We start from the raw sequence: 26049 nt of genomic DNA, 5'->3' as shown, positions 1-26049 counted from the left end.
GGGACCGTCGGCGAACTGTCAATCAACCAAACGGTCCCGCATCCCTGCCCCGCCATGGGGGCGGGTATCACGCCGCGGAGGAGGCCACCGACCAGCAGACCCCGAACGGGTCGCGCAACTGGCCGTAGCGATCCCCCCAGAACTGCCGTTCCAGCGGCATGACCACTTCGGCCCCGGCGGCGACCGCCCGGTTCCACCAGCCATCCACATTATCGGCAACATGGATATGCAGGGTGAAGCTCTGCGGCGGCTGCAATGGATGGCCATATTCGGGGAAAGCATCGCACAACAATAAAGAGCCGCCATTGATGTAGAGATGGCAATGCATCAAGCGCTTGCCATCCTGGGCCGGCATCCGCGCCACCTCTTCAGCGGCAAAGGCCCGCTTGTAGAAATCGGCCGCCGCACTGGCATCACTGACCACGATATGCGGCACCACGCCCCCATATACAGGCGGGTTCTGCGGGGTTTTATCCTGCTCGCTCATCGATCCATCCTCCGGCTACGCCCCCTTCCCTTCGGGAGGCGTTCCAAGGACGGCAGACATCCTATCGGGCCGACAGGGTGCCGCAAATATTTTCAGGAAGTCGCCAACTGATCCAGATATTGCCGAATTTGCGCAGCCTCTGCCGGGGTACGGGCGCGGGCGATGGCGCGGTCGAAGGCGGTCCGCGCCTCCCCCCGCCGTTCAAGCTGCATCAGAAAGGCGCCCCGCACCCCGTGATAGTGGAAATAACTGTCCAGCCTTTCAGCCAGCGGGTCGATCAGGTCCAAAGCCGCCGCCGGCCCCGCCACCTTGGACAGGGCCACCGCCCGGTTCAGCGTCACCACCGGCGACGGCTGGATCTGTTCCAGCCCGCGGTACAGCAATTCGATCTGCGTCCAGTCGGTTTCCGGCGGGCTGGCGGCACTGGCATGAAGGGCGGCGATGGCCGCCTGAAACTGATAGGGACCGCGTCGGTGATGGCGCACCGCCTTGTCGATCAGCGCCGTCCCCTCGGTGATCATGGTGCGGTTCCATAACCGCCTGTCCTGTGCCTCCAGCAGGATGATACCGCCATCGGCATCGAACCGCGCTTTCTGGCGGGCATGTTGCAGCAGCATCAGCGACAGCAGCCCCATGATCTCCGGCTCGGCCGGGAACAGGCGCAGCAGCAGCCGGGTCAGGCGGATGGCCTCAGCACATAGCGGCGCCCGGTCGCGCAGTTGCTCCCCGCTGGCCGAATAGCCCTCGTTGAACAGCAGGTAGAGCATGGCGGCTACGCTTTCCAGCCGCTCCGCCCGTTCCAGCGGGCCGGGAGTCTCAAAGGGCGCATCACCGGCCCCGATGCGGCCCTTGGCGCGGGTGATGCGCTGTTCCATGGCGCTGTCGGACACCAGAAAGGCGCGGGCGATCTGGCTGACCGACAGGCCGCAGACAATGCGCAGGGCCAAGGCGATCTGCTGCGTGGCCGGCAAATCCGGATGGCAGCAGATGAACAGCAGGCGCAGCACATCATCCCGGTAATCGGCATTGTCCAGCCGGTCGGCCAGCGGCGTTTCCGCATCCTCCAGCTCCGACAGCAGTGCCTCATCCGGCAAGGGTTGCTGGCGGGCCTGGCGCCGCACATGATCCAGCGTGACATTGCGGCCCACCATGATCAGCCAGGCCACCGGGTCGCGCGGCGGTCCATGGCGCGGCCAGTGCCCCAATGCCCGCAGGCACGCTTCCTGAAAGGCTTCCTCCGCCTTTTCCAGATCGCGGAAATAACGCAGCAGTGCACCCACCACCTGCGGCCGGGCACAGACCAGGGTGCGGTCGATCCAGGCGGGATCGGGTGGTTCGGCGTTCATGGCCCGGCGACCGCCCCCGGCATGAACAAGGACAGCGGCCGCAGCTCATAGCAACCGTTGGTGCTGCTGGCGCGGGCCAGTTCCTGGGCGGTTTCCACCGCCTCTTCCAGCCCCTCGCAATCGACGATATAGACGCCCAGCAACTGCTCCTTGGTTTCTGCGAACGGGCCATCCAGCACCAGGGCTTCCTTGCCCTTGCGCACCGTGGTGGCCGCCGTGGTCGGCAACAGGCGGAAGACGGGGCCCAGCCGCCCGGCCTGGGCCAGTTTCTCTGTCACCACGGCAAGCTTGCCGATAACGGCATCGTCCTCCTCCTTGCTCCAGGAGCCGACCACATCCTCGTTATCGTAGCAAAGAATGGCGTACAGCACGGCGCAGCCTCCCTCGTTCTTGTCGCTTCCAAGGACGCTGGATTATGCCGGATGCCGACAGCAGGTTGCGGGATTTTTTATCGAAACAGGCCGCACACACCGCTGGCCTGCACATGGAAACGGCCCGATCCGCCAGGATCGGGCCGCATGAAGAAGCAATTGGGTAAGCTGCCGTCTCAGAACGGGATTTCATCATCCAGATCGGCGGCCGGGCTGGGCCGGCTGGCACCACCGCCCCCACCACTACGCGGGGTGGAGCCACCACGGCTGCCGCCACCATAGCCACCACCGCCGCCGCCACGATCCTCGTAGCCGCCGCCGTAACCGCCACCACCGCCAAAGTCGCCGCCACGGTCATCATAACCGCCGCCGCCAGCAGCGGCCCCCATGCCGCCGCCTTCACGGCCATCCAGCAGGGTCAGTTCACCACGGAACTGGCGCAGCACCACTTCCGTCGTGTACCGTTCCTGCCCCTGCTGGTCCTGCCACTTGCGGGTTTCCAGCTGGCCTTCGACATAGACCTTGCTGCCCTTGCGCAGATAGCGCTCGGCGATGCCGGTCAGGTTCTCATTGAAAATGACGACGCTGTGCCACTGGGTCCGTTCCTGACGTTCGCCGGTGGCGCGGTCTTTCCAGCTCTCCGACGTGGCGATGCGCAGGGTACAGACCTTGCCGCCATTCTGCAGGGAACGGACCTCCGGGTCTTTACCGAGATTGCCGATCAGGATGACCTTGTTGACGCTGCCCGCCATGTGTCGCTCTTTCGCAAAATAGGATCAGGCCCCGCATGACCGGGGCCGTTCGTGCCGCACACTATAAGACCAGCCCCGTTCATTGCCACTGGATTAAATGCAGAAAACGGCGAACAATACAAGAACATTGCATTGCGATGCGGAAGCGTGCATCCTGACCATCATCGTATGCCAACCGCCAGCGCGGAGGTTTAACCATGACCGGCACGCCCCCTTCCCCCGCCTTTCCGGAGGTGGAAAGCGCGCTCCTTGCCGCCGCTTTGGCCCTGCCGGAAGCGGCGGAGGATTTTCCCTGGGGCGAACGGGTCATCAAGGTACGGGGCAAGATTTTTCTGTTTCTGAACCAGCAGGAAGGGGCATTGCGCCTGTCGATGAAACTGCCCTTCTCCCGCGATTTCGCGTTGGAGCGGGCGGAGGCGCGCCCCACCGGCTATGGGCTGGGCAAGGCCGGCTGGGTCACCTTCATCTATGGTGACGGTACGGTACCGGATGCCGACCACCTGATCCATTGGATGAAGGAAAGTTACCGCGCCGTGGCGCCGAAGAAGCTGGTGGCCCAACTCAGCCTTCCCGCCTAGCAGCATCGCGGTGGCTGCACCTTGGCAAGCCGGCCAACTTCCTTATCTTCTCCGCCTGACATTGATCGTTGCCCGGCAAGCCACGGGCCTGGAGCCAGACCGACCGCCATGAACAAATATATCTCCGTCCGTGGTGCCCGCGAGCATAACCTGAAGAATGTCGATGTGGATCTGCCGCGCGACAGTCTGGTGGTCATCACCGGCCTGTCCGGTTCCGGCAAATCCTCGCTGGCCTTCGATACAATCTATGCCGAGGGGCAGCGGCGTTATGTGGAAAGCCTGTCGGCCTATGCGCGCCAGTTCCTGGAACTGATGCAGAAGCCGGATGTCGACAGCATCGAAGGGCTGTCGCCCGCCATCTCCATCGAACAGAAGACCACCAGCCGCAATCCCCGTTCCACCGTCGGCACGGTGACGGAGATTTATGATTATATGCGCCTGCTCTATGCGCGCATCGGCATCCCCTATTCCCCGGTTACCGGCCTGCCCATCGAAAGCCAGACGGTCAGCCAGATGGTGGACCGTATCCTGACCATGCCGGAGGGCACGCGGCTTTACCTGCTGGCCCCCATCGCGCGCGGCAAGAAGGGGGAGTTCAAGAAGGAACTGGCGGAGCTGCGCAAGCGCGGTTTCCAGCGCGTCAAGATCGATGGCGAGCTGATGGAGATCGAGGATGTGCCAGCGCTGGATAAGAAGCTGAAGCACGATATCGAAGTGGTGGTCGACCGGTTGAAGGTGCAGGCCGATCTGGGCAACCGCTTGGCCGATTCCATTGAAACCGGGCTGGAACTGTCCGACGGGCTGATCTTCGCCGAAAATGCGGATAGCGGCGAACGCACGGTGTTTTCCGCCAAATTTGCCTGCCCGGTCAGCGGCTTCACCATTGAAGAGGTGGAGCCGCGCCTGTTCAGCTTTAATAACCCGTTCGGTGCCTGCCCGGCCTGCGATGGTCTGGGATCGAAACATTATTTCGACCCGATGCTGGTGGTGCCCGACGAACGGTTGAGCCTGCGGGAAGGGGCCATCGCCCCCTGGGCCGGTTCCACCTCGCAATATTACCTGCAGACCCTGGAAAGCATCTGCCGCCATTTCAACAGCACTGTCGACCTGCCCTGGGAAAAGCTGCCCAAGGAAGTGCGGGACACGGTGCTGTTCGGGTCCGGCAAAAGCCCGATCACCATGCGCTATGATGACGGTATGCGCGCCTATGAGACCAAGAAGCCATTCGAGGGCGTGGTCAATAATCTGGAACGCCGCTGGAAGGAAACCGAAAGCGCCCTGGTGCGGGAAGAACTGGGCAAGTACCAGTCTTCCCAGCCCTGCGAGGTCTGTAGCGGCGCCCGCCTGAAGCCGGAAGCGCTGGCCGTGAAGGTACGCGGCCAGAACATCGCCGAAATCACCCGCCTGTCCATCCGCAAGGCAGGGGAATGGTTTGGCGAACTGGATGCGCACCTGACGCAGAAGGAACGCGATATCGCCACTCGCATCCTGAAGGAAATCAACGAACGGCTGGGCTTCCTCAATAATGTCGGGCTGGAATATCTGGCGCTCGACCGCGCGTCCGGTACCTTGTCAGGCGGGGAGAGCCAGCGAATCCGTCTGGCGTCGCAGATCGGTTCCGGCCTGACCGGCGTGCTGTATGTGCTGGACGAACCTTCCATCGGCCTGCACCAGCGCGATAATGACCGGCTGCTGGCTACGCTGAAGCGCCTGCGCGATATCGGCAATACCGTCATCGTCGTCGAGCATGATGAGGATGCCATCCGTGAGGCCGATTATCTGGTGGATATGGGGCCGGGGGCCGGCGTGCATGGCGGCACCGTCATTGCCCAGGGCAGCCCGGCGGAGGTGATGCAGCACCCGACCAGCCTGACCGCGCAATATCTTTCCGGCCGCCGTCAGATTGAGGTGCCGGCGGTGCGCCGCCCCGGTCATCCGGGCCAGTTCCTGGAGGTGGTGGGCTGCCGCACCAACAATCTGCGCGATGTCACCGCCCGCATCCCGCTGGGCACCTTCACCTGTGTCACCGGCGTCTCGGGCGGTGGCAAATCCACGCTCGTCATTGAAACGCTCTACAAGGCGCTGGCCAAGAAGCTGATGGGTGCGCGCGAGCATCCGGGCGACCATGATGCCATCCATGGGTTGGAAAATGTCGACAAGGTGATCGATATCGACCAGTCGCCCATCGGCCGCACCCCGCGATCCAACCCGGCAACCTATACAGGCTGCTTTACCCCCATCCGCGACTGGTATGCCGGCTTGCCGGAATCGAAGGCGCGCGGCTATGGGCCGGGGCGCTTCAGCTTCAACGTCAAGGGCGGGCGGTGTGAGGCGTGCCAGGGCGATGGTGTCATCAAGATCGAGATGCACTTCCTGCCCGACGTCTATGTCACCTGCGATGTCTGCCACGGCAAGCGCTATAACCGCGAAACCCTGGAAGTGCTCTACAAGGGCAAGAGCATCGCCGACACGCTGGATATGACGGTGGAGGAAGGGGCGGAGTTCTTCCGCGCCGTGCCATCGATCCGTGACAAGCTGGAAACGCTGGATCGGGTGGGGCTGGGCTATGTGAAGATCGGCCAGCCGGCCACCACCTTGTCAGGGGGTGAAGCGCAGCGCGTGAAGCTGGCCAAGGAACTGGCCCGCCGTTCCACCGGCCGCACCATCTATATCCTGGATGAGCCGACCACCGGCCTGCATTTCGAGGATGTGCGCAAGCTGCTGGAGGTGCTGCACACGCTGGTGGACCAGGGCAACACGGTGCTGGTGATCGAACATAATCTGGAGGTCATCAAGACCGCCGACTGGATCATCGATATGGGGCCGGAGGGTGGGTCCGGCGGCGGCCAAGTGGTGGCCGCCGGCACGCCGGAACAGGTGGCCCAGTCGGGCGCCAGCCATACCGGCCATTATCTGGCCCCCTACCTGAAGGCCAAGACCCAGGCCGCCAAAGCGCCGGCGACCAAGGGGCGCAAGAAGGCGGCGGTATAAAGCCTGCGCGCGTCACCACTGCAGAGAAAAAACCCCGCGCCACTGCTGGTGCGGGGTTTTTCTAAACTGCTCACCTTCGGGGCCGAGAACCGGCCCCGAAGGGACAGCGCCTGATATCAAGCGCCCTTGTTACCCAGCTTCGAGAGCGTGGTCTGCAGCTCTTCAATGCTTTCCTTGACGCGCTTGGACAGCACTTCAGCGGCTTCGGTATTGGACTTGGCCACCAGCTCCGACAGTTCCTTCATATTGGCAATCGCCTTTTCGAAGGAGCCCTTCACCAGTTCGGCCTGCTTGGCCACCTTGTCTTCCGGCGTGCCGGCGGAAACCAGTTCCTTAATCAGCACAGAGGCTTCTTCGAAGGACTGGCGCAGAATTTCAGCCTGACGACGGGCAATCGTCTGATAGCCTTCAACCGCCAACTGGTTGGCGGCAACCACCGCTTCCACATTGCGGCGCTGGGTGGCCAGCAGACCTTCAAAGTCCGGCGACAGCAGCTTCACGTCGCTGAAACCCTTCTGGAAGTCGGCGAAGCCCTTCTGAAAATCGGCAAAGCCCTTCTGCATATCCGTGAAACGGGAAGCATCGAAGAACTTGGACGGGTCGAAGAACTTGGACGGGTCGAAATCCAGGAACGGATTCTTGATCGGGCTGGCCATACGTCGAGTCCCCCAGGGGCTGTTCATCCATGGCACAGATTGGTGCCATTGGTGGTTATAAACTGGTTCTCGCCGCTATTGCATTGCAGCAAAACCGTGGATAACTATCGCATTTGCCCGTTTTTTCGTCAACTTTTTTGTTGCGCCGCACAAAATCACAATAAAATCAATTCGCTGGATGTTTCGATCCGATAGACGAGCGTAACGCGAGGGGCAAACTGTTCCACAGCTCATGCGCGCGTTTCAAATGGCGATCAAGGGCCGCCATGGTTGTGGACTTGTCCGGGCTCTCATCCTCCAGCCACACCCGCAGGGTCGCCAGCCAGACGGTGGCAAGCCCGCGTCGCTGCAACGCCCCTGCCACACCGCCGCGCCCCAGCCCGGCCGCTTCCAGCATCCATCCCATGGAACGAAGCAGGCCGGGGGCCAAGGCGGGGGCGGCCAGGATGGCAACCCCATTGCGGGCCAGCACACGCAATCCCGGCCGAAACGGCTCCAGCACATCGATCCGGCGCATCAACACGTCGAACAGCCGGTCATGCGGCGGATCGTCCGGATCGGGAACCGGTTGCGCCAGCACCAGCTCATCGGCATGGCGGTCCAGGGCGGCCAGCAAATGCAGCCGGCTGGGGAACAGGCGATAGAACTGGTCGAGCGGCAATCCCGCCTGATCCGCCATCGCCTTCAAACTGGTCTCCCGCCAGCCCTGGCGGGCAATCAGTTCCATCGCCGCCGCCAGGGCGGCCTGACGATCATCCCTGGTCGATACCGTCTGCGTGCCATTCGCGGTCTCGTCCGACATGTCGCGTTCCCTTCTCCACCACGTCAATATTCAGGGCCTGACGGCACAGGCCGCTCACCCCCTATCAATATGGAAATGGTCCTGATGCCGGGAATTGAAAGCCGGCCCCGGACTGGTGGGGAAAATTTCACGCCACACCCGCCAGGGGCATAGCGACCACCCCATCGGATGAGGCAGAAAACCCACAGGGCGGCCCCATGGCGCGCCCCGTCATACAGCCTTGTTGCGCTGCACTCCACGACGGGGAAACGAAAGCGATCCTTGCAAGGGGCAGACGGTCCTAAACTTTTGCACATGGCCATCGGGGATGGCGCTACGGACCCTCAGCCGCAAATGTCAAGCCATTCAATTGCAGATGTGACAGCCGCGTGATAGCTTGACTTCCGGATATGCATTAAAAATCAAAGACATAAGTTTATTGCCCAATTTTTGGGCAAAGAGGGGAAAGCCGCAGCTTCGCTAGGGTCGCACAGGAAAGCCCGGCACTTCCCCCCAGACTTATCCACAGATTCCGTGGAAGAATTCTCTGACCCAGCAAAAGCCGCAGGAAGCCGCCGCTCTCCTTTCCGTCAAGTGTGAAACGGCGCTGCCACATATCTCTTTCGGGCAGCGCCGAACGGGGAGATGCTGGCATCGACAGCAGCAAGATTGACCGGGACGGGCTTATGCGCCACATGCTGGGCCATGAGCGACCCATCCGACCAAAATCCGCTCGGCAGTTCCGCCGACGCCCAGCCGGTACCCAGCCGGCCGAAACGCACCGTGGCCGATCTCAACCGGGGTGTTGAGACGATCAAGGGCTATTTGCGCACCCTGCCCGACCGTCCCGGCGTCTATCGGATGCTGAATGATCATGGCGATGCGCTTTATGTCGGCAAGGCACGCAGCCTGAAACGGCGCGTGACCAATTATACGATGCCGGTCAAGCTGCCGATCCGGCTGCAACGGATGATCGCCGAGACGACGCAGATGGAGTTCGTCACCACCCATACGGAGGTGGAGGCGCTGCTGCTGGAATCGAATCTCATCAAGAAACTGATGCCGCGCTACAATGTGTTGCTGCGCGACGACAAGACCTTCCCGCATATCCTGATCAAAGGCGACCATGCCTTCCCGCAATTGACCAAGCATCGCGGCACCCGCAGCGAGCCCGGCCATTATTATGGCCCCTTTGCGTCGGCCGGGGCCGTCAATCGGGTGCTGACGGCGTTACAGCGGGCCTTCCAGCTCCGCACCTGCGCCGATACGGTATTTTCCACCCGCACCCGGCCGTGCCTGCAATATCAGATCAAGCGCTGCACCGCGCCTTGTGTGGAAAAGGTCAGCCCGCCCGAATATGCCGATCAGGTGAATGAGGCGCGCGCCTTCCTGGAGGGCAAGAGCCGGGATATCCAGGCTGAACTGGCCCAGGCCATGCAGGAAGCGGCCGAGAATCTGGAATTCGAACGGGCAGCCAAGCTGCGTGACCGTATCCGGGCGCTGACGGCCATCCAGGCCCATCAGGATATCAATATCGAGGGTGTGGATGATGCCGATATCATCGCCGCCCATCAGGATGGCGGCTTGACCTGCATCCAGGTGTTTTTCTTCCGCGGCGGGCGCAACTATGGCAACCGCGCCTATTTCCCCAGCCATGACAAGGCGCAGGAGATTGACGAGGTTCTGGCCGCCTTCATCGCCCAGTTCTATGACAATAAGGCCGCCCCCGGCCTGGTGCTGGTCAGCCACGAGCTGACCGAGCATGACCTGTTGCAGGAGGCCCTGTCGGTGCGGGCGGGGCACAAGGTGGAGCTGCACCTGCCCAAGCGCGGCGACAAGAAGCGGCTGATCGACCATGCCGTGACCAATGCGCGGGAAGCGCATGGCCGCCGGCTGGCCGAAAGCGGCAGCCAGACCAAGCTGCTGGCCGGGGTGGCGGAAGTGTTCGGCCTGAGCGAGCCGCCCAAACGGATCGAGATTTACGATAACAGCCATATCCAGGGCACCAACGCCATTGGCGCCATGGTGGTGGCGGGGCCGGACGGCTTCATCAAGAACGCCTATCGCAAGTTCAACATCAAGGTGCCCGGCGCCGCCGGCGACGATTACGCCATGATGCGGGAGGTGCTGACCCGGCGGTTCGAGCGCGTCATCAAGGAAGATCCCGAACGCGCCGGTGAGAATTGGCCCGATCTGGTGCTAATCGATGGTGGCGAAGGACAATTGGCTGTGGTGGCGGAAGTGTTCGCCGAACTGGGAATCGAGGATGTCTGTCTGGCGGCCATCGCCAAGGGACCGGACCGCGATGCCGGACGGGAACGTTTCTTCATGCCCGGCCGTCCCCCGTTCGGCCTGGATCATAAGAGCCCGGTTCTTTACTACCTGCAGCGGCTGCGCGATGAGGCGCACCGCTTCGCCATCGGCACCCACCGCGCCCGGCGGGAGAAGGCGATCAGCGCCTCACCGCTGGATGAGGTGCCGGGAATCGGCCCCCGCCGCAAGAAGGCCCTGCTGCTGCATTTCGGTTCCGCCCGCGCCGTCTCCCGCGCTGGGCTGGCGGATTTGGAGGCGGTGGAGGGCATCAACCGAACTGTCGCTAAAATCATCTATGATCATTTCCATCCCGAGGGCTAGGATGCGGCCCGCCTCCCCTGCCCGACCCGCCGGCAAAGAACACCCATCACAATGCTGACCAGCCTGCCGAATATCCTCACCCTGTCGCGCATCGCCATCATTCCCGTTGTGGTGGCCTTGTTCTTCTTTCCCGGCCCCTGGCCGGCCTGGGTGGCGGCCGGGCTGTTCGCTGCCGCCTGCATCACCGACTGGTTTGATGGCTATCTGGCCCGCGCCTGGCAGGAAGAAAGCCTGATCGGCAAGTTCCTGGACCCGATCGCCGACAAGCTGCTGGTGGCCGCCGTGCTGATCATGCTGGTGGCCAACCAGCATATCTCCGGGCTGGCGGTACTGCCGGCCGTGGTGATCCTGCTGCGCGAGGTGATGGTCTCGGGCTTGCGCGAATTCCTGGCGGGCTTGCGCGTTGGCGTGCCGGTCAGCCGGCTTGCCAAATGGAAGACCGGTATCCAGATGCTGGCCATCGGCTGGCTGATCGTCGGGGATCATGGGCCGGCCGCCTGGCCGGTGACCTTCATCGGGGAGGTCGGGCTGTGGATCGCCGCCGCCCTGACCCTGGTGACGGGGTGGGATTATCTGCGTGCGGGCCTGCGCCACATGCTGGCCCCGCAAGGGGGGAAGAGCGAATGATCAAGCTGCTGTATTTCGCCTGGCTGCGCAGCAAGATCGGGCAAGCGGAAGAGGAACTGGCCCTGCCCCCTGGCATCAGCGATGTTGCCGGCCTGATCGCCCATCTGCAGACGCGCGGCGGCGGCTATGCCGATGCCCTGTCCAATCTGGCCGTGGTCAAGGTGGCGGTGAACCAGGAATATGTGCCCTTCAGCCATCCGGTGGTGCCGGGTGACGAGGTGGCGCTGTTCCCGCCGGTGACGGGGGGCTGATGGCTGTCCGGGTTCAGCAGGCGGATTTCGATATCGGGGCGGAACTGACCGCCCTGACCCAGGGCAATCCCGGCATTGGCGGTGTCTGCTGCTTCACCGGGCTGGTGCGCGATCTGCACCCGCAGGCGGGCGAACAGGCCGGCACCGTCCGCGCGCTGACGCTGGAACATTATCCCGGCATGACCGAACGCCAACTGGCCGCCATCGAGGCAGAGGCGCGGGCGCGCTGGCCGCTGGAGGCCTGCCTGATCATCCACCGCCATGGCCGGATGGAACCGGGGGAAAAAATCGTGCTGGTCGCCTGTGCCAGCGCGCACAGGGAAGCCGCCTTCGATGCCTGTCGTTTCCTGATGGACTGGCTGAAAAGCAAGGCCCCCTTCTGGAAGCTGGAAGAGACAGGCCACGGCACGCGCTGGGTCGACAGCCGCCACAGCGATGAGGAAGCGGCCCGCCGCTGGGACCAGCCGGCGGGTTGAACAGTCAATAAACAGTGTCGGTGCTGGATAATTGTCCACCACGCGTCCCCTTCACTGTTTCGTCCCAATATAACGCCTATTCTGACAATCAGATGAAGGGATGAAGACGGCAACCGACGGTGTCGCCGACATACACCCTCACGCCATAAAATCTCAACATGTTGATATTGAATAAAATTTTTTCGCCCCACCTTTTCCAGTCAGGCATCGTGGAAACCAACTCGCATACAACTGATTAAAAATTAGGCAAATTGCCGAGACCCGCAGGGAACCGCCAACCAGCGGAGTTACCAGGGGGTTAATCACATACTTATCCACAGAATCTGGGGATTGGTCCCCGAACCAAATGCATCCTGCCTGTGCGGCAACGCACTTCCACCGAACCATTCTGTTGACTAGGTTTCACCCCATCCGGCCGGTTCTGAAAACCGGGCTGGCATCTTCCATTCCCAGAGGGATCCGGTAATGAGCATCGAACTCCATGTCTGGCCGACGCCCAACGGCTACAAGGTTTCCATCGCCCTGGAGGAAATGGGGCTGCCCTACACTGTACATCCGGTGAATATCGGGGCTGGCGACCAGTTCAAGCCTGATTTCCTGAAGATCGCCCCCAACAACCGGATGCCGGCCATCGTCGATCCTGACGGGCCGGGCGGCAAGCCGCTCAGCCTGTTTGAATCCGGCGCCATCCTGATCTATCTGGCGGAAAAGACCGGCCAGTTCCGCCCCAGCGACAGCGCCGAATGGTTCAGCCATCTGCAATGGCTGATGTGGCAGATGGGCGGGGTCGGCCCGATGTTTGGCCAGGCCGGACACTTCATCCTTTATGCCGCAGAAAAGGTGCCCTATGGTATCGAACGGTACCGCAACGAGGCCAAGCGCCTGTTGAAGGTGGCCAATACGCGGCTGACGGAAACGCAATATCTGGGCAGCGATGCCTATGGCATTGCCGACATGGCGACTTTCCCCTGGGTCCGCAATGCCGGAAAATATGATATCGATCTGGCGGAATTCCCCCAGGTGAAGCGCTGGTTTGACAGCATCGCCACCCGCCCCGGCGTGCAGCGCGGTCTGGCCCTGCTGGCCGACAAGGTCCGCCCGGCCGGTCAACCGATGAGCGACGAGGAGCGGGCCAATCTTTACGGCCGCAAGCCCTGACCAGGGCTGTTCGGTATCCGTAAAATGAGCCGGGAATAATTCCCGGCACCATGCGTTATCCCAGCATGTCCATCGCTCTGGCATCCACTGGCCCCAGGGATGCCGAAGCGGTGGACGGATGGGGCAGGCCCGCCGACGCGTGACGGCAAAGGGCCTGTGACAATCCCGCCCGGATGCCCCTCCGGGCGGGAATATCCGGGGCCGTGTGAATGAAGGCGGTGGGATGAGCGGGGATGGTTTCGCCAAGGGGCTGGAAAGCCACCTGGGATCGTTGCAGCGCTATGCGCTGCTGCTGACCCGCAACCGGGTGGAGGCCGAGGATCTGGTACAGGATTGCCTGACCAAGGCCATCGCCTCGTCCGGACAATGGCAGCCGGGGACCGATCTGCGGGCCTGGCTGTTCCGCATCCTTTACACCTGCCATGTCAGTGACCGGCGGAAATGGCAGGTGCGCGCCCGCTATGCCGAACAGGCCACCATGCCGGACAGTGTAGACGCCAATCAGATGATCCGGGTGGAAACCCAACAGGTATTGACGGCCCTGGATGAATTGCCGGAACCACAGCGGGAAGCGATCCTGGTGATCGCCCTGGATGATGTGAAATATGAGGAAGCGGCCCGGCGGCTGGGTGTGCCGCTGGGCACCTTCATGTCACGTCTGGCACGCGGGCGCGATGCGCTGCGGCGCCGGATGGAAGCGGGTGGGGATATCACCAAGCTGCGTCTGGTAAAGGGGGGACGCGATGCGTGACGATGGGGATGAACTGGACCTTCATGCCTTTCTGGACGGGCAACTGGACCCGCGCCAGGAAGCCCTGGTGCTGGCCCGGCTGGATGCTGATCCCGATCTGCGGGCACGGATGCGGGCCATGGCGGAACAGGATTTGCTGGTGAAAATCGCCGCCGCAGAGGGGGCCTTGCCCGTGGCCAACCTGCGGCCAATGCACCAGCGCCTTTTACAGGGGATGCGCCGCCATGCCATCTGGCGGCGCACCGGGCGGATGGCGGCGGCCATCGGCCTGTTCATCCTGGGCTGGGGGGCCCGGGATGCCAGCGACCATTGGCTGCAGACCCCCTTGCCCGGCTATGCGCGGGAAGCGCTGGCCAACCATGAGGTCTTTGCCGAGAACGGGCCGGCCAGCGTGGAGGCGGCGGGCAGCAGCCAGGATGATCTCCGCCGCCTGCTGGCCAGCCAGCTGGGCATGGCTATGGAACCGCCGCAGCTGCAAGCCATTGGCCTACGGCTGATCGGTGCCCGGCGGACCGTCACCGATGATGGCCCCGGCAGTCAGTTGATTTATGAGGATGGGCAAGGGCGCCGTATCACCCTGCTGGTCGCCCCCAGCGAGGATGAACCGGATGCCGAAACCCTGGCCGTGACAGAAGCGCAGGGCTATGTGATCGGCTTCTGGCGCGGCCAGCATTTCGGCTATGCCCTGATCGGGCGGGAACCGGAAGGCCAGCTGTTACAGGTGGCCGCCGCCCTGGGCGTGCCGCGGGAATAGAAAAGTCTTGATGCGGGGGGGCTCCACAGTGCCCGGAAATACCAAGGGTCATCTCCCATGACTCTTGGGGGCCAGCGACCACTGGCACGCTCACCCATGTGCGCGTAAGCCAAGTGGCCGGAGGCAGTGCCCGCCAACTGAGAAAGAGTGGTATCAGCGTCTGCTTTACCGGATCATATTGGGGTTCAGCAGCAGGTTGGTATTATCCGGCTTGCGCGTGCCCAACAGTTCGATGGTGAACAGCAGGGTGGCCCCGCCGGGGATGCTGCCCGGCTGACCCCGTGCACCATAGCCCAACTCCGACGGAACCGCCAATTCCCAGGTCTCCCCCACCTTCATCATCGGGATGGCTTCCTGCCAGCCGCGAATCAAGCCCGACAGCGGGAAGGAGGCGGGGCGGCCCCGGTTATAGGAACTGTCAAACACGGTGCCATCGATCAACACGCCGCGATAATGCACCGTCACTTCATCCGTCAGGGCCGGGCGGGGCGCGTTGCCCACCGCCTGCTTGATGACGCGGAACTGCAGACCGCTGGGGGTGGTCCGCCAGCCGGGCTTCTTGGCATTTTCAATCAGATACTGCTTCTGCGGATCAATGCGCGGCAGGGTCAGCGCCGCATCAGCGCCCGCAGCCGGGGCCGCCGGCTGCTGGGCAGCAACAGGCAGCGCCTGGAAGGTCAGCAGGGCAGCGGCAAGCAGGGCGGACTTGGACAGGACGGACATGTGGGCGACGGCTCCGTTCCGGCGACAACGGGGAAAGACAGACACTGCGCACGGGGTTAGCACGGAAGCGGGCGCAGAGCCATCCCCCTTGCCGCCGCAACCGCATCACCCCGGTATCAACCACCGCCACCGATCTCGCTGCTCAGCTTCGGTGCCTCCAGCCCCAGCAATTCGATGGTGAACAGCAAGGTGGAATCGGGCGGCACCTTGCCGGTGGATGATCCACGCGCGCCATAGCCCAGCTTGGCCGGCACGGCGATTTCCCACTTGTCGCCGACATGCATCAGGGGCAGCACTTCCTGCCAGCCGGCAATCACCCGCGTCAGCTGCAGACGGACAGGCTTGCGCCCCTTGGCCGTGTCGTCGAACACGGTGCCGTTCAGCAGGCTGCCACGATAATGCAGGGTGGCATAATCGGTCAGCAGCGGGCCCCTGCCCTTGCCGGGGCCCGCCTCCACCACCCGGTAGCGCACGCCGCCCGGCGTGGCCTTCCAACCGGCAGCATCAAGTGACAGGAGATATTCAGCCTCCGGCAAGGGGGCCGCCCGCGCCAGCGACGGCACCAGCGGGGACAGCAGAAAGGCGAACAGGGCCCCCAGAACGCGCAACATCCTCACTTCTTCTCCTCCTGGAAGGCGGGCGGCACCCGTCCCGCCTCCGGCCCCATGTCCATCATGCGCAGGCCGGGCGGCGGGGTGAACAAGGCGGCATCCTGCGGCCCGCGTTTAATGTCGGACAGGCGCATGGCCATGTCGATCGGGCCGGCCGCATCGCTGACCTTGCCTTCAATCCGCACATAGATGCCGTCAGGCGTGGACCAGACGGTGCCGTCAAAGGCGCCCCCTTGGGGAAAACTATCCTGCACACGGTAGCGCGTGACCTTTTCGCCGGCCAGCGTTTCAGTCCCCTGCGGCTTGGCCTCCAGCCGGGCGAGCGCGGCTGGCACCACGCCGACTTCCGGGTCGGTCAGGTCGATCTGCATGGCCATCCGGCTTTCCGGCTGAATGACGATGGCCTTTTCCTGATCCGGTCGCACGATCAGCAGATTGTTCAACCCATCCACCCGGCTTTCCCGGCGTTCCTTGCCATGGTCATGGTGGATCACCGCTTCCAGCACCGCGCCATTGACGGTCAGGCTCTGCCGCGCCTGATATTGCGCGGCAGGGGCCGGCAGATGGTCGGCCAGCGCAGGCGCCGCCGGCGCCAGCAACAGGCCGGCGGCAAGAAGCCACCCGATCCGGCGATTGCACATAGTCATGGTCACAAGCTCCCTGTCTCAAGCCCAGAGCGGGCAGCCCTTCCCGGCGCGAGGGTACGGCGGGGACGGAAGCGGGGCAAGCCGGATGAAGCGCCGCTTGTCGGCTTGACCCCTTATGCTCCACCGGAGCATAAGGGATTTGCCCGGCCCGATTCTCCATCCCAGCGGCCGGAACGGGACCGGAAGCAGAATGACCGATCAACTGACCATCGCGCTGGCGCAGATCAACCCCACCGTCGGTGCGCTTGACCATAATGCGGGGCTTATCCTGGCCGCCCGTGATGAGGCGGCGCGATCCGGCGCCGATCTGGTGGTTTATCCCGAATTGTCGGTCTGCGGCTATCCGCCCGAAGATCTGGTGCTGAAGCCCTTCTTCCTCGACAAGGTGGAAGATGTGGTGCAATCCCTGGCCGCCCGCACCGCCGATGGTGGCCCCGCTTTGCTGGTGGGGGCCCCCTGGCGGGTGGAAGGGCGGCGGCATAACGCAGCGCTGCTGCTGGATGGTGGCAAGATCCAGGCGATCCGCCTGAAACATGACCTGCCCAATTACGGCCCCTTTGATGAAAAGCGGGTGTTCGATGCCGGCCCCCTGCCCGGCCCTGTCAATTTTCGGGGCGTCAGGCTGGGCGTGCTGGTCTGCGAGGATATGTGGAAGCCAGATGTGGCCGAAACCCTGGCAGAGACGGGGGCCGAGCTGCTGGTGGTGCCCAATGGCAGCCCGTTTGAGCTGGGAAAGGCTGATAATCGCCTGTCGCTGGCCGTCGCCCGCGTCACGGAAACCGGTCTGCCGCTGATCTATCTGAATCAGGTCGGCGGGCAGGATGAGCTGGTGTTTGACGGGGCCAGCTTCGCCATCAATGCCGATAAGGGGCTGGTGGCGCAGATGCCGGCCTTTGTCGAATGTGTCGCCATAACCCGCTGGACACGCGGTGCCGATGGCTGGGTGGGCCGGTCCGATGAAATGGTGCCGCCGCCGGAATCACTGGCTGCCATCTATGGGGCCATGGTGCTGGGCCTGCGCGATTATGTCGGCAAGAACGGCTTTCCCGGCGTCATCCTGGGCATGTCGGGCGGCATTGATTCGGCCATTTCCGCGGCCGTGGCGGTGGATGCGCTGGGGCCGGAGAGGGTGCATTGCGTGATGATGCCCAGCCCCTATACCAGCCAGGACAGCCTGGATGACGCGGCGGAATGCGCCGGGCTGCTGGGCTGCCGCATTGATACCATCTCCATTGGCCCGGCCATGCAGGCCTTCGATACGATGCTGGCCCCCAGTTTCAGCGGCCGGGCGGCCGACATCACGGAAGAGAATCTGCAAAGCCGATCACGCGGGGTCACCCTGATGGCGCTGTCGAACAAGTTTGGCGGCATGGTGCTGTCCACCGGCAACAAGTCGGAAATGTCTGTCGGCTATGCCACGCTCTATGGCGATATGTGCGGTGGCTATTCCGTGCTGAAGGATGTTTACAAGACCACCGTTTACCGGCTGTCGCACTGGCGCAACCAGAATCACCCGGCCGGCGGACTGGGGCCGGCCGGCCGGGTGATTCCCGAACGCATCATCACCAAGGCCCCCACGGCCGAGCTGAAGCCTGATCAGAAGGATCAGGACACCCTGCCCGATTATGCCGTGCTGGACGATATCCTGGAATGTCTGGTCGAACGTGACATGGCGCTGGCCGATATCGTGGCACGCGGCCACGATGCCGAAACGGTCAACCGCGTCTGGCGGATGCTGGATCGGGCCGAATATAAGCGGCGTCAAGCCCCGCCGGGTGTGAAGATCACCTCACGCAGCTTCGGCAAGGACCGCCGCTACCCGATTACCAGCGGTTTGCTGTCCCTCCTGCGCCGCACTTGATGAAAAGGTTCAAAAGGTCAGTTCCACTAAGCTTGACAAGGGGCGGCACGGAAACCAAAGTGCGGCCTGATCCGCCGGTAGGGTTATGATTGTTGGCTTGTTTCAAACGATCAGTTACCCTCTGGTGGTATCATCATACGGTAGGTCAGGAAGACCCGATCAGGGTGGATCGACCATATGGTGAGTAATGTATTAAAACGATACATCTTGGCGCAACACGTTCAGGTGGGGGTTCCGCAGTGTCCTTGAACATTCAAGTGCTGGTTGTCGATGATTATGCGACGATGCGGCGTATCATCAGGAACCTGCTTACCCAGATCGGGTTCACGAAGATCGAAGAGGCGGCCGATGGCGCCGAAGCGCTGGCCAAGCTGCGTGCTGCCCAGTTCGGTCTGGTGATTTCCGACTGGAACATGGAACCGATGACCGGCCTGCAGCTTCTGAAGGAAGTGCGCGCCGATGTGCGGTTGAAGGCGACGCCCTTCATCATGGTGACAGCCGAATCGAAGACGGAAAATGTGATCGCCGCCAAGGAAGCCGGCGTGAACAATTATATCGTCAAGCCCTTCAACGCTGACACGCTGAAGAAGAAGATCGAAAGCGTCCTCGGCGCGCTCGGGTGATCGGCCGTGTCGGAGATCATTGATCTTTCCGACGCCGAGTTTGATCAGATCGAAGACGCGTTGCTGTCCAGTCCCCGTGGTCGCGCATTCCTTCGGGTGCGTGACCGCCGGCACCGGGCCGTATCGCTCGACGATCTCCGCCGCATCGTGCGGGAGCGGCGGGACCCTCCAGAGGTCGATCAGCGCTCGCATATCAAGATTCTGCGGCGGGAGCTGCAGGAGCTTTCCTCCCATATCGCGGAGACGCGGCGTGAAATCGCCGCCCTGAAGCCGGATGATCCGTCCGCCAATCGCATCATGCGGGCGACGGAAGAGCTTGACGCTATCCTGCAATCCACCGAGCACGCGACGACCGAAATCCTCAACGGGTCGGAGCGCATCCAGTCGGTCGCTGACCGGCTGCGGAAAGATCACCCTGACCTCGCCCAGATTCTGGATGCAGAGGTGACGGAGATCATGACCGCCTGCTCCTTCCAGGATATTACCGGCCAGCGAATGACCAAGGTGGTTAACACCTTGCGTTATATCGAACGCCGCGTCCATGCGATGATCCAGATCTGGGGTCTGGAAGGGGTGGAAGAAGGCGACCTGTCCGCCGTCTTGACGGAGGACAAGGATACCAGACCCGATGCGGACCTGATGCACGGCCCACCCCTGCGTGATGCCATCAATCAGGATGCGGTGGATATGCTGCTGGCCGGGGCTGCCTCGGCCTTAAAGCAGGTCAATGATCCCCTCACGGCTAAACCGGCTGTTGCAGTGGCATCGTCCCCTGCCCCGGTGGCGCGCCCGCCGGTGTCTGCCATGGCAGAAGAAGATGCGGTTGCCGGGGATGCAACACCCATGTCCCAGTCGGCCGTGGACGACCTCTTCCCCTGACGGGCCGCCCCCATCTGCGCACCCAGAGAACTCTGTCGATGCACAAAAGGCCCAGGTTTCACCCTGGGCCTTTTGCTTTATATACCCGCCGGCTCCAAGCCTTCAGCTGCCCTGCTGGGCCATCTGTTCGTCGCGGCGGCGCTGCCTTTCCTGCCTGGCATTATAGAAGCCGGCAGCAAGGATACCCAAAGCGACGATCGCCACCACAATCGTGGCCAGCGCATTGACCTTGGGGCTGAGGCCGAGGCGCACGCTGGAGAACACCACCTGCGGCAAGGTGGTGGAACCGGGGCCGGAGACGAAGCTGGTAATGACCAGATCGTCCAGCGACAGGGTGAAGGCCAGCAACCAGCCCGACACGATGGCCGGTGCGATCAGCGGTAGGGTGATGACGAAAAACACCTTGGCCGGCCGCGCGCCCAGATCCATGGCCGCCTCTTCCAGGCTGGCATCCATCGATACCAGCCGCGATTGCACCACCACGGTGACAAAGGACATGGTGAAGGTGATATGGGCCAGGATGATGGTCAGCATCCCGCGGCCTTCCGGCCAGCCGAACATCTGCTCCATGCTGACGAACAGCAGCAGCATGGCCAGCCCCATAATCACTTCCGGCATCACCAGCGGCGCCGAGACCATGCCGGAGAACAGGGCCCGGCCCTTGAACATGCCGAATCGCGCCAGCATCATGCCGGCCATGGTGCCCAGCACCACGGCAAAGCTGGCGGAAATGAAGGCGACCCGCACAGAGAGCCAGGCCGCCGAGAGCAGCTGATCATCGCGCAGCAATTCCCCATACCAGCGGAAGGAGAATTCGCTCCACACCGAAACAGACCGGTTGTCATTAAAGGACAGCACGATCAGCAGGGCGATGGGGATATAGAGGAACAGCAGCCCTGTCAGCAGGCCCGCCCGCAGAAACCAGGATTTCGGCATTACGGGTGCCCCCCCTGTTTGCCCTGCACATTCTGGAACAGCATGATCGGCACCACCAGGAACAGCAGCAGGGCCACCGCGACGGCAGAAGCCAACGGCCAGTCGCGGTTATTGAAGAATTCCGTCCAGAGCGTGCGCCCGATCATCAGCGTATCCGGCCCGCCCAACAGCTCGGGAATGACGAATTCACCCATGGCCGGGATGAAAACCAGCAAGGCACCAGCAATCATGCCGGGCACCGACAAAGGCAGCGTAATGGTCAGGAACGCCTTCCAGGGCGGGCAACCCAGATCGGCCGCCGCCTCCAGCAAGGTATTATCCAACCGCTCCAGGGTGGAATAGAGCGGCAGGATCATGAAGGGCAGATAGGAATAGGTGATGCCGATATAGGTCGCCATGGGCGTGTAGAGAATGTGCAGCGGCTGGTCGATGATGCCCAGCCACATCAGCACATTATTCAGCACCCCATTATCGGAGAGGATGCCGATCCAGGCATAAACGCGGATCAGGAAACTGGTCCAGAAGGGCAGGATGATCAGCATCAACAGCGGCGCACGCCATTTCGGATCGGCCTTGGCGATGGCATAAGCCACCGGATAACCCAGCACCAGACAGCACAGGGTGGAGATGAAGGCGATCTTCAGGCTGTTGAGATAGGCCAGAATATACAGATCATCCGCGACCATGCTGTGGAAATTATAGAAGGTCACGGTGATCTGGTATTTCAGCTCCTCCGTCATCTCCACCAGCGGGGTGAAGGGCGGGATCGCCATCTGGCTTTCGGCCAGGGCGATCTTCAGCACAATCAGGAACGGAATCAAAAAGAACAGCAGCAGCCAGGCATAGGGCACCGCCATGACCAGCGCCCGGCCGGACAGGCCGAGGCGCTGCAACAGGCCCAGAAAGCCGGTATGGCGCATTTCGCTCCGGGATATCTCCGCCATGCGTCAGCCCTCCGCTCAGCTGGTCAGCACGCTGCCGGCGAAGGGCCGCCAGCTGAGATAGACCCGGTCTTCCCAGGTGATGGGCATTTCGGTGCGGCGCGTCACCATCGGCGCCGTCACCCGCACCCGCTTGCCGGTATCCAATTCGATCTCATAGATGGAGACATCGCCCAGATAGGCGATTTCCTTCACCGTCCCCATCGCCTGATTGCGCCCACCCTCGGTGGCCGGCGGCTCCTTGGTGATGGCGATCTTTTCCGGACGCACGGCAACCCAGCATTCCGTCCCCGGCGCCACATGGCCCGGATGGCTGACATAAAGGTCGCAATTGGCCTCGTCAGAGCGGATCAGCGAATGATCAGGCTCCGATTCCAGGATGCGGCCATGGAACATATTGACCGAACCGATGAACTCCGCGGTGAAGCGGCTGTTGGGATATTCATAGATTTCCGTCGGCGTGCCGATCTGGGCGATGTAACCCCGGTTCATCACCGCGATGCGGGACGACATGGTCATCGCCTCTTCCTGGTCATGGGTGACCACGATGAAGGTGATGCCGACCTTTTCCTGAATATTCACCAGCTCGAACTGGGTCTGTTCCCGCAGTTTCTTGTCCAGGGCGCCCAGCGGTTCATCCAGCAGCAGCAGCTTGGGCCGTTTCACCAGCGCGCGGGCCAGGGCGACGCGCTGGCGCTGGCCACCCGACAGCTGGTGCGGCTTGCGCTTGCCGAATTGGGAGAGCTGAACCAGGTTCAGCGCTTCGGCCACCCGCTCCTTGATCTCCGCCTTGCCCACCTTGTCTTGATGCAGGCCAAAGGCGATGTTGTTTTCCACCGTCATATGCGGAAACAGGGCGTAAGACTGGAACATCATGTTCACCGGCCGCTCATAGGGCGGCACGTTGGACATATCGACGCCATCGATGAAAATCTTGCCCTCGGTCGGGCGTTCGAACCCGGCCAGCATACGCAGCAATGTCGTCTTGCCGGAACCGGAGCCCCCCAGCAGGGAAAAGAACTCCCCCCGATAGATAGAGAGGGAGACATCATCCACAGCGGTGAAGTCACCAAATTTCTTGGTGACCTTCTCGATGCGGACATAGGGCTTCTCATCCGGATCCCGCCAAGGTTCCAACCTCGTCTGGGTCCGCGAAGGCTGCGCAGTGGCCATGTCCGTATCTATTCCTGTCCGGTTGGCAATATCGGTTAGGGCGCGTGCTTGTTCACGCAACGCACAATTCTACACGCGGGACGGCGAAAAGGGATAGGGGGTGCATGTAAATCCAGCACGATTTTACGGCCCACGACCGACAGTTTACCTGTACCGAAGCATTTGATCAGGAAGCGGCCCTGCCACCCTGGATAATGAAAAAGCCCGACCATGCAGGCCGGGCTTTGCGGGTAGATCAGGCTGGTAACCTGACCCTGATTTTTGGCGACCCCTGCTGGATTTGAACCAGCGACCTACCGCTTAGAAGGCGGTTGCTCTATCCAACTGAGCTAAGGGGCCGTCATGCCGGGGCGCGTCTCCATGACGGCCCAGGCGTCAGTCAAAATCAGAAGCGGCCGATGCGCGGCCGGTCGGTGCGGAAATTATCCGCATAATTACGCGGGATCACCCGGCGCTCATGCAATTCAGCAACATCGGCGTCCCAGCCCTTCTTGGCGCAGAAGGCCAAAGCCTCTTCCTTGGTCGGGAAGGACACACGCACCTGATTGAGCGTATCGCCGGAGCTGGTCCACCCCATCAGCGGTTCCGGCCGGCGCGGGGTGGCCAGCTCATATTCCAGAACCCAGGCGCCCGTCTTGGCGCGGCCAGACTGCATCGTGGTCTTGGCGGGCTGATAGATGCGGACCTTCATGATGTGCCTGCTGTAATCAAGGGTGGCGTCCATCGGGGGGATGGTCGGAGCGAGAGGATTCGAACCTCCGGCCTGCTGGACCCAAACCAGCCGCGCTACCAGGCTGCGCTACGCTCCGTAACCAGGGGTGGGGAATACACCACCCTTTTGCCGGGAGCAAGCCCGGGATATCGCCTACGCGTCTTATGCATGGCCTTTTGCGGATTGTCGGGCAAACAAGCCGGGAGGGGCCATCACCAGCAGGTTGCCGGCCAGGGCAAGAACCAGCCCGGCGATCCCGGCGGGCGTCCAGTGATAGCCTTCGAACAGGGTGGAAATCAGCAGCGCCACCACCGGCGTCATAATCGAAACATAACCGGCCCGATCGGCCCCCATCCGCCCCAGCAGGGTGAAATAGCAGAGAAAGGCGGCGATGGAGCCAAACAGCGCCAGATAGAGCAGCGAGAGCAGATAGGGTGCCGTCAGGCTGACACTGAAATCAGCACCCCGCACCGCCGCCAGCCCCAGCATCAGCGCCGCCCCGGTCACCATGCCCCAGCCGGTCAGCGCAATCAGCGGCATCCCGCCACGGCGGGCGGTGGAGACCACCATATTGCCCAGCGACGCGCTGTAATTGGACAGCATCATCAATCCCAGCCCGGCCAGAGCACCGCTGACCAGCGCCCCACCCTCCAGTTCGGGGGAGAAGAGCAGCAGCACCCCGACCAGCCCCAGGCAGCCCCCCAGCAGCACGGCGGGGCGCAGGGGCTGTTTCAGGAACAGGCGGGAATTCAACACATTCATCAAGGACAGAGCCGACCCGGCCACGGCCACCAGACCGGAGGGCAGCAGCACCGTGGCCTTATAGACCAGCAGATAATTCAGGGAGAAATTCAGCAGCCCCGCACCGGCAATCAGCGGCCAGGTTTTGCGCGCCGGCCATAGCGGCTGCCGACGCAGCACCAACCATCCGAGCAGCACCGACCCCGCCAGCAGGAAACGATAACCGATGGAAACGGACGGATCGACCGCGCCCAGCTGAAAGGTGATGGCGTACCAAGTCGATCCCCAGATGAGAATCGTGGCAAGGAAAAGGGCAATGTTCAATGGCATGACAAGACAAGGTCCAAGCGGCACCGCCAGATCGCGGCTGCCCTGTCCTGGCTATAGACCCGGCCGCCGCCCGTACCAATCCGATACTTGTCGCCGGGACATTTTGCTTCAGGCTTCCAGAGTCAGCTGATGTGTCTCCGGCACCATGGCCTGCAGGGCATGGATATAGGAGGCGATCTTCTTCGCCTGCTCGGAATGCAGTTCCAGCAGCCGGCGCATCTGTTGGGCCAGCTTCACCGCCTCCGCATTGCCGGGGTTGCTGGCTTCGTCCCCATCGCTGATGGCGGACAAGGTAACCGCCAGCGGATCGGCCGGCGGTTGCGGCACGGGGGGCGACGATGGGGTGTCCGGCGGGGGTTGCTGGGATGTTTCCTGTTGCCCGCCGGGTGCGGGCTGCCGATCAGCAAAGCGGTCCAGATTGCCACGAATCCTGTCGCGCTGTTGCTGGGTGAGGTCGGGGAATTCCTCCACCTCATCCATCACCATGTCGATCAGACGCTGGCGCAGGCTGCGGCCCTGTCGGGCGTCACGCTCCCCCGTCGCCTGCGCTGCCACCTTGGATATACCGGCCACCCGCCGCTCCCGCGTCGGGGGCGTCGCACTGACCGGCAGGCGCTGGATCGGTGGCGTGTATAGAACCATAAGTGATTCTACCACGTCGCAAAGGGGCGCAGTTCCGCCCTTTCGAGTCAGATGCCCGCCATCCTTCCCTTATCCACGCATGGCAAGGGCCGGAATCAGCTGGGACGCTTCACCCCAAAGGCCGGGTGCAGCAGCCGGTCACCGGCACGGATACCCAGCCGGGCGCACAGGCCGCCATTCAGCTCCAGCACCGCCAAGGCCGGGCGGGAGGATGGCAGCGGCGTGGTATTGCGCGGCTTGCCATGCTGGATATTGATGATCACGCCTTTCTCATCAATGAAGATGATATCCAGCGGGATCAGCGTGTTCATCATCCAGAAGCTCAGCGGCTGTTCCACCTCGTAAAGGAACAGCATCCCGCGATCATCATCCATATGCTCGCGGTACATCAGGCCACGCGCCTGCTGTTGCAGGGTCAGCGCCAGTTCAACGGTGAATTTATGGCGGGTGCCGCCCGCTGTTTCCACCACCAGCGTATCTTCCTGCAGGCCGGTCTGCGGCCCCTGTTCCGCCAGGGCCGTGGTGGGCAAGCTCAAGACCGGCACAGCCAGCGCCAGCAGGAGGGCGGACAACAGGCGAAGAAGCAGACGCTGGATCATGGTGTCTTTCCAAAAAGG

General features: G+C 62.6%; 28 protein-coding genes and 2 tRNA genes. 12 read left to right on the top strand and 18 right to left on the bottom strand.

What is annotated here, in order from left to right:
- Positions 1-67 precede the first annotated feature (67 nt).
- The 4 genes from PCJ49_RS10300 to ssb all read right to left on the bottom strand — a co-directional run bounded on the left by PCJ49_RS10300 (position 68) and on the right by ssb (position 2956).
- The gene (locus PCJ49_RS10300; RefSeq protein WP_269910844.1) at positions 68-487 is read right to left on the bottom strand and encodes a VOC family protein; all 420 of its coding nucleotides are present in this window, start codon (positions 485-487) and stop codon (positions 68-70) included.
- A gap of 92 nt (positions 488-579) precedes the next feature.
- On the bottom strand, positions 580-1833 hold the full coding sequence (locus tag PCJ49_RS10295; protein WP_269910843.1) for an RNA polymerase sigma factor: 1254 nt from the start codon (positions 1831-1833) through the stop codon (positions 580-582).
- Positions 1830-2204 carry a YciI family protein gene (locus PCJ49_RS10290; RefSeq protein WP_269910842.1) on the bottom strand — a complete coding sequence of 125 codons (375 nt, stop codon included), beginning with the start codon at positions 2202-2204 and terminating at the stop codon, positions 1830-1832. The genes PCJ49_RS10295 and PCJ49_RS10290 overlap by 4 nt, the downstream gene beginning before the upstream one ends.
- A gap of 176 nt (positions 2205-2380) precedes the next feature.
- A complete protein-coding gene (gene ssb, locus PCJ49_RS10285) occupies positions 2381-2956 on the bottom strand; it encodes a single-stranded DNA-binding protein (protein ID WP_269910841.1) in 576 nt (191 codons plus the stop codon).
- Between the two features lie 197 nt (positions 2957-3153).
- Here ssb and PCJ49_RS10280 point away from each other — a divergent pair, with 197 nt between their 5' ends.
- A complete protein-coding gene (locus PCJ49_RS10280; RefSeq protein ID WP_269910840.1) occupies positions 3154-3534 on the top strand; it encodes an MmcQ/YjbR family DNA-binding protein in 381 nt (126 codons plus the stop codon).
- Between the two features lie 108 nt (positions 3535-3642).
- Complete coding sequence (gene uvrA, locus PCJ49_RS10275; protein ID WP_269910839.1) at positions 3643-6525, top strand: excinuclease ABC subunit UvrA; 2883 nt, start codon at positions 3643-3645, stop codon at positions 6523-6525.
- Positions 6526-6641: 116 nt separating this feature from the next.
- Here the strand turns inward: uvrA and PCJ49_RS10270 are convergent, their stop codons facing one another.
- Together PCJ49_RS10270 and PCJ49_RS10265 are read right to left on the bottom strand one after the other, a co-directional pair.
- Complete coding sequence (locus PCJ49_RS10270) at positions 6642-7181, bottom strand: phasin family protein (RefSeq protein ID WP_269910838.1); 540 nt, start codon at positions 7179-7181, stop codon at positions 6642-6644.
- 166 nt (positions 7182-7347) lie between these two features.
- Positions 7348-7983 carry a TetR/AcrR family transcriptional regulator gene (locus PCJ49_RS10265; RefSeq protein WP_269910837.1) on the bottom strand — a complete coding sequence of 212 codons (636 nt, stop codon included), beginning with the start codon at positions 7981-7983 and terminating at the stop codon, positions 7348-7350.
- A 684-nt stretch (positions 7984-8667) separates the two neighbouring features.
- Here PCJ49_RS10265 and uvrC point away from each other — a divergent pair.
- From uvrC to PCJ49_RS10230, 7 genes are all read left to right on the top strand, one after another.
- Positions 8668-10596 carry an excinuclease ABC subunit UvrC gene (uvrC, locus tag PCJ49_RS10260; protein WP_269910836.1) on the top strand — a complete coding sequence of 643 codons (1929 nt, stop codon included), beginning with the start codon at positions 8668-8670 and terminating at the stop codon, positions 10594-10596.
- 51 nt (positions 10597-10647) lie between these two features.
- Positions 10648-11223: a CDP-diacylglycerol--glycerol-3-phosphate 3-phosphatidyltransferase gene (pgsA, locus tag PCJ49_RS10255; RefSeq protein ID WP_269910835.1), complete on the top strand. Its 576-nt coding sequence runs from the start codon at positions 10648-10650 to the stop codon at positions 11221-11223.
- Entirely contained in the window at positions 11223-11474 is a 252-nt protein-coding gene (gene moaD / locus PCJ49_RS10250; protein ID WP_269910887.1) for a molybdopterin converting factor subunit 1, read from the top strand. The genes pgsA and moaD overlap by 1 nt, the downstream gene beginning before the upstream one ends.
- Positions 11474-11950, top strand: a complete 477-nt coding sequence (locus PCJ49_RS10245) for a molybdenum cofactor biosynthesis protein MoaE (RefSeq protein ID WP_269910834.1) — start codon at positions 11474-11476, stop codon at positions 11948-11950. The genes moaD and PCJ49_RS10245 overlap by 1 nt, the downstream gene beginning before the upstream one ends.
- 465 nt (positions 11951-12415) lie before the next feature.
- Positions 12416-13108, top strand: a complete 693-nt coding sequence (locus PCJ49_RS10240) for a glutathione S-transferase N-terminal domain-containing protein (protein ID WP_269910833.1) — start codon at positions 12416-12418, stop codon at positions 13106-13108.
- A gap of 223 nt (positions 13109-13331) precedes the next feature.
- The gene (locus PCJ49_RS10235) at positions 13332-13859 is read left to right on the top strand and encodes a sigma-70 family RNA polymerase sigma factor (protein WP_269910832.1); all 528 of its coding nucleotides are present in this window, start codon (positions 13332-13334) and stop codon (positions 13857-13859) included.
- Complete coding sequence (locus PCJ49_RS10230) at positions 13852-14613, top strand: hypothetical protein (RefSeq protein WP_269910831.1); 762 nt, start codon at positions 13852-13854, stop codon at positions 14611-14613. The genes PCJ49_RS10235 and PCJ49_RS10230 overlap by 8 nt, the downstream gene beginning before the upstream one ends.
- Before the next feature lie 165 nt (positions 14614-14778).
- Here PCJ49_RS10230 and PCJ49_RS10225 read toward each other — a convergent pair whose 3' ends face one another.
- The 3 genes from PCJ49_RS10225 to PCJ49_RS10215 form a co-directional block, all read right to left on the bottom strand.
- Complete coding sequence (locus PCJ49_RS10225) at positions 14779-15336, bottom strand: FKBP-type peptidyl-prolyl cis-trans isomerase (protein ID WP_269910830.1); 558 nt, start codon at positions 15334-15336, stop codon at positions 14779-14781.
- Positions 15337-15452: 116 nt separating this feature from the next.
- Entirely contained in the window at positions 15453-15947 is a 495-nt protein-coding gene (locus PCJ49_RS10220; protein ID WP_269910829.1) for an FKBP-type peptidyl-prolyl cis-trans isomerase, read from the bottom strand.
- 2 nt (positions 15948-15949) lie between these two features.
- Positions 15950-16594: a hypothetical protein gene (locus PCJ49_RS10215; RefSeq protein ID WP_269910828.1), complete on the bottom strand. Its 645-nt coding sequence runs from the start codon at positions 16592-16594 to the stop codon at positions 15950-15952.
- A 190-nt stretch (positions 16595-16784) separates the two neighbouring features.
- Between PCJ49_RS10215 and PCJ49_RS10210 the strand changes: the two genes are divergently transcribed.
- From PCJ49_RS10210 to PCJ49_RS10200, 3 genes are all read left to right on the top strand, one after another.
- Positions 16785-18455, top strand: coding sequence for an NAD+ synthase (locus tag PCJ49_RS10210; protein WP_269910827.1), 1671 nt, complete (start codon positions 16785-16787; stop codon positions 18453-18455).
- 239 nt (positions 18456-18694) lie between these two features.
- Entirely contained in the window at positions 18695-19078 is a 384-nt protein-coding gene (locus PCJ49_RS10205) for a chemotaxis response regulator CheY (RefSeq protein ID WP_269910826.1), read from the top strand.
- A 6-nt stretch (positions 19079-19084) separates the two neighbouring features.
- Positions 19085-19957: a protein phosphatase CheZ gene (locus PCJ49_RS10200; protein WP_269910825.1), complete on the top strand. Its 873-nt coding sequence runs from the start codon at positions 19085-19087 to the stop codon at positions 19955-19957.
- A 102-nt stretch (positions 19958-20059) separates the two neighbouring features.
- Here PCJ49_RS10200 and PCJ49_RS10195 read toward each other — a convergent pair whose 3' ends face one another.
- From PCJ49_RS10195 to PCJ49_RS10155, 9 genes are all read right to left on the bottom strand, one after another.
- On the bottom strand, positions 20060-20893 hold the full coding sequence (locus tag PCJ49_RS10195) for an ABC transporter permease subunit (protein ID WP_269910824.1): 834 nt from the start codon (positions 20891-20893) through the stop codon (positions 20060-20062).
- Positions 20893-21837, bottom strand: coding sequence for an ABC transporter permease subunit (locus PCJ49_RS10190; RefSeq protein WP_269910823.1), 945 nt, complete (start codon positions 21835-21837; stop codon positions 20893-20895). Before PCJ49_RS10190 ends, PCJ49_RS10195 begins: the two co-directional genes overlap by 1 nt.
- 15 nt (positions 21838-21852) lie before the next feature.
- Positions 21853-23007: a polyamine ABC transporter ATP-binding protein gene (potA, locus tag PCJ49_RS10185; protein WP_269910822.1), complete on the bottom strand. Its 1155-nt coding sequence runs from the start codon at positions 23005-23007 to the stop codon at positions 21853-21855.
- 262 nt (positions 23008-23269) lie between these two features.
- Positions 23270-23346, bottom strand: a tRNA-Arg gene (locus PCJ49_RS10180).
- A 46-nt stretch (positions 23347-23392) separates the two neighbouring features.
- Positions 23393-23698 carry an ETC complex I subunit gene (locus PCJ49_RS10175; RefSeq protein ID WP_089288101.1) on the bottom strand — a complete coding sequence of 102 codons (306 nt, stop codon included), beginning with the start codon at positions 23696-23698 and terminating at the stop codon, positions 23393-23395.
- A 41-nt stretch (positions 23699-23739) separates the two neighbouring features.
- A tRNA-Pro gene (locus PCJ49_RS10170) sits at positions 23740-23816 on the bottom strand.
- A gap of 65 nt (positions 23817-23881) precedes the next feature.
- Positions 23882-24790 carry an EamA family transporter gene (locus PCJ49_RS10165; RefSeq protein ID WP_269910821.1) on the bottom strand — a complete coding sequence of 303 codons (909 nt, stop codon included), beginning with the start codon at positions 24788-24790 and terminating at the stop codon, positions 23882-23884.
- A 108-nt stretch (positions 24791-24898) separates the two neighbouring features.
- Positions 24899-25432, bottom strand: a complete 534-nt coding sequence (locus PCJ49_RS10160; protein ID WP_269910820.1) for a hypothetical protein — start codon at positions 25430-25432, stop codon at positions 24899-24901.
- A 95-nt stretch (positions 25433-25527) separates the two neighbouring features.
- Positions 25528-26031, bottom strand: coding sequence for a DUF192 domain-containing protein (locus PCJ49_RS10155; protein ID WP_089287841.1), 504 nt, complete (start codon positions 26029-26031; stop codon positions 25528-25530).
- Positions 26032-26049 lie beyond the last annotated feature (18 nt).

The sequence above is a fragment of the Niveispirillum sp. BGYR6 genome (assembly GCF_027568365.1).
GTDB lineage: Bacteria > Pseudomonadota > Alphaproteobacteria > Azospirillales > Azospirillaceae > Niveispirillum.
This window is presented reverse-complemented; position numbering and strand designations above follow the sequence as displayed.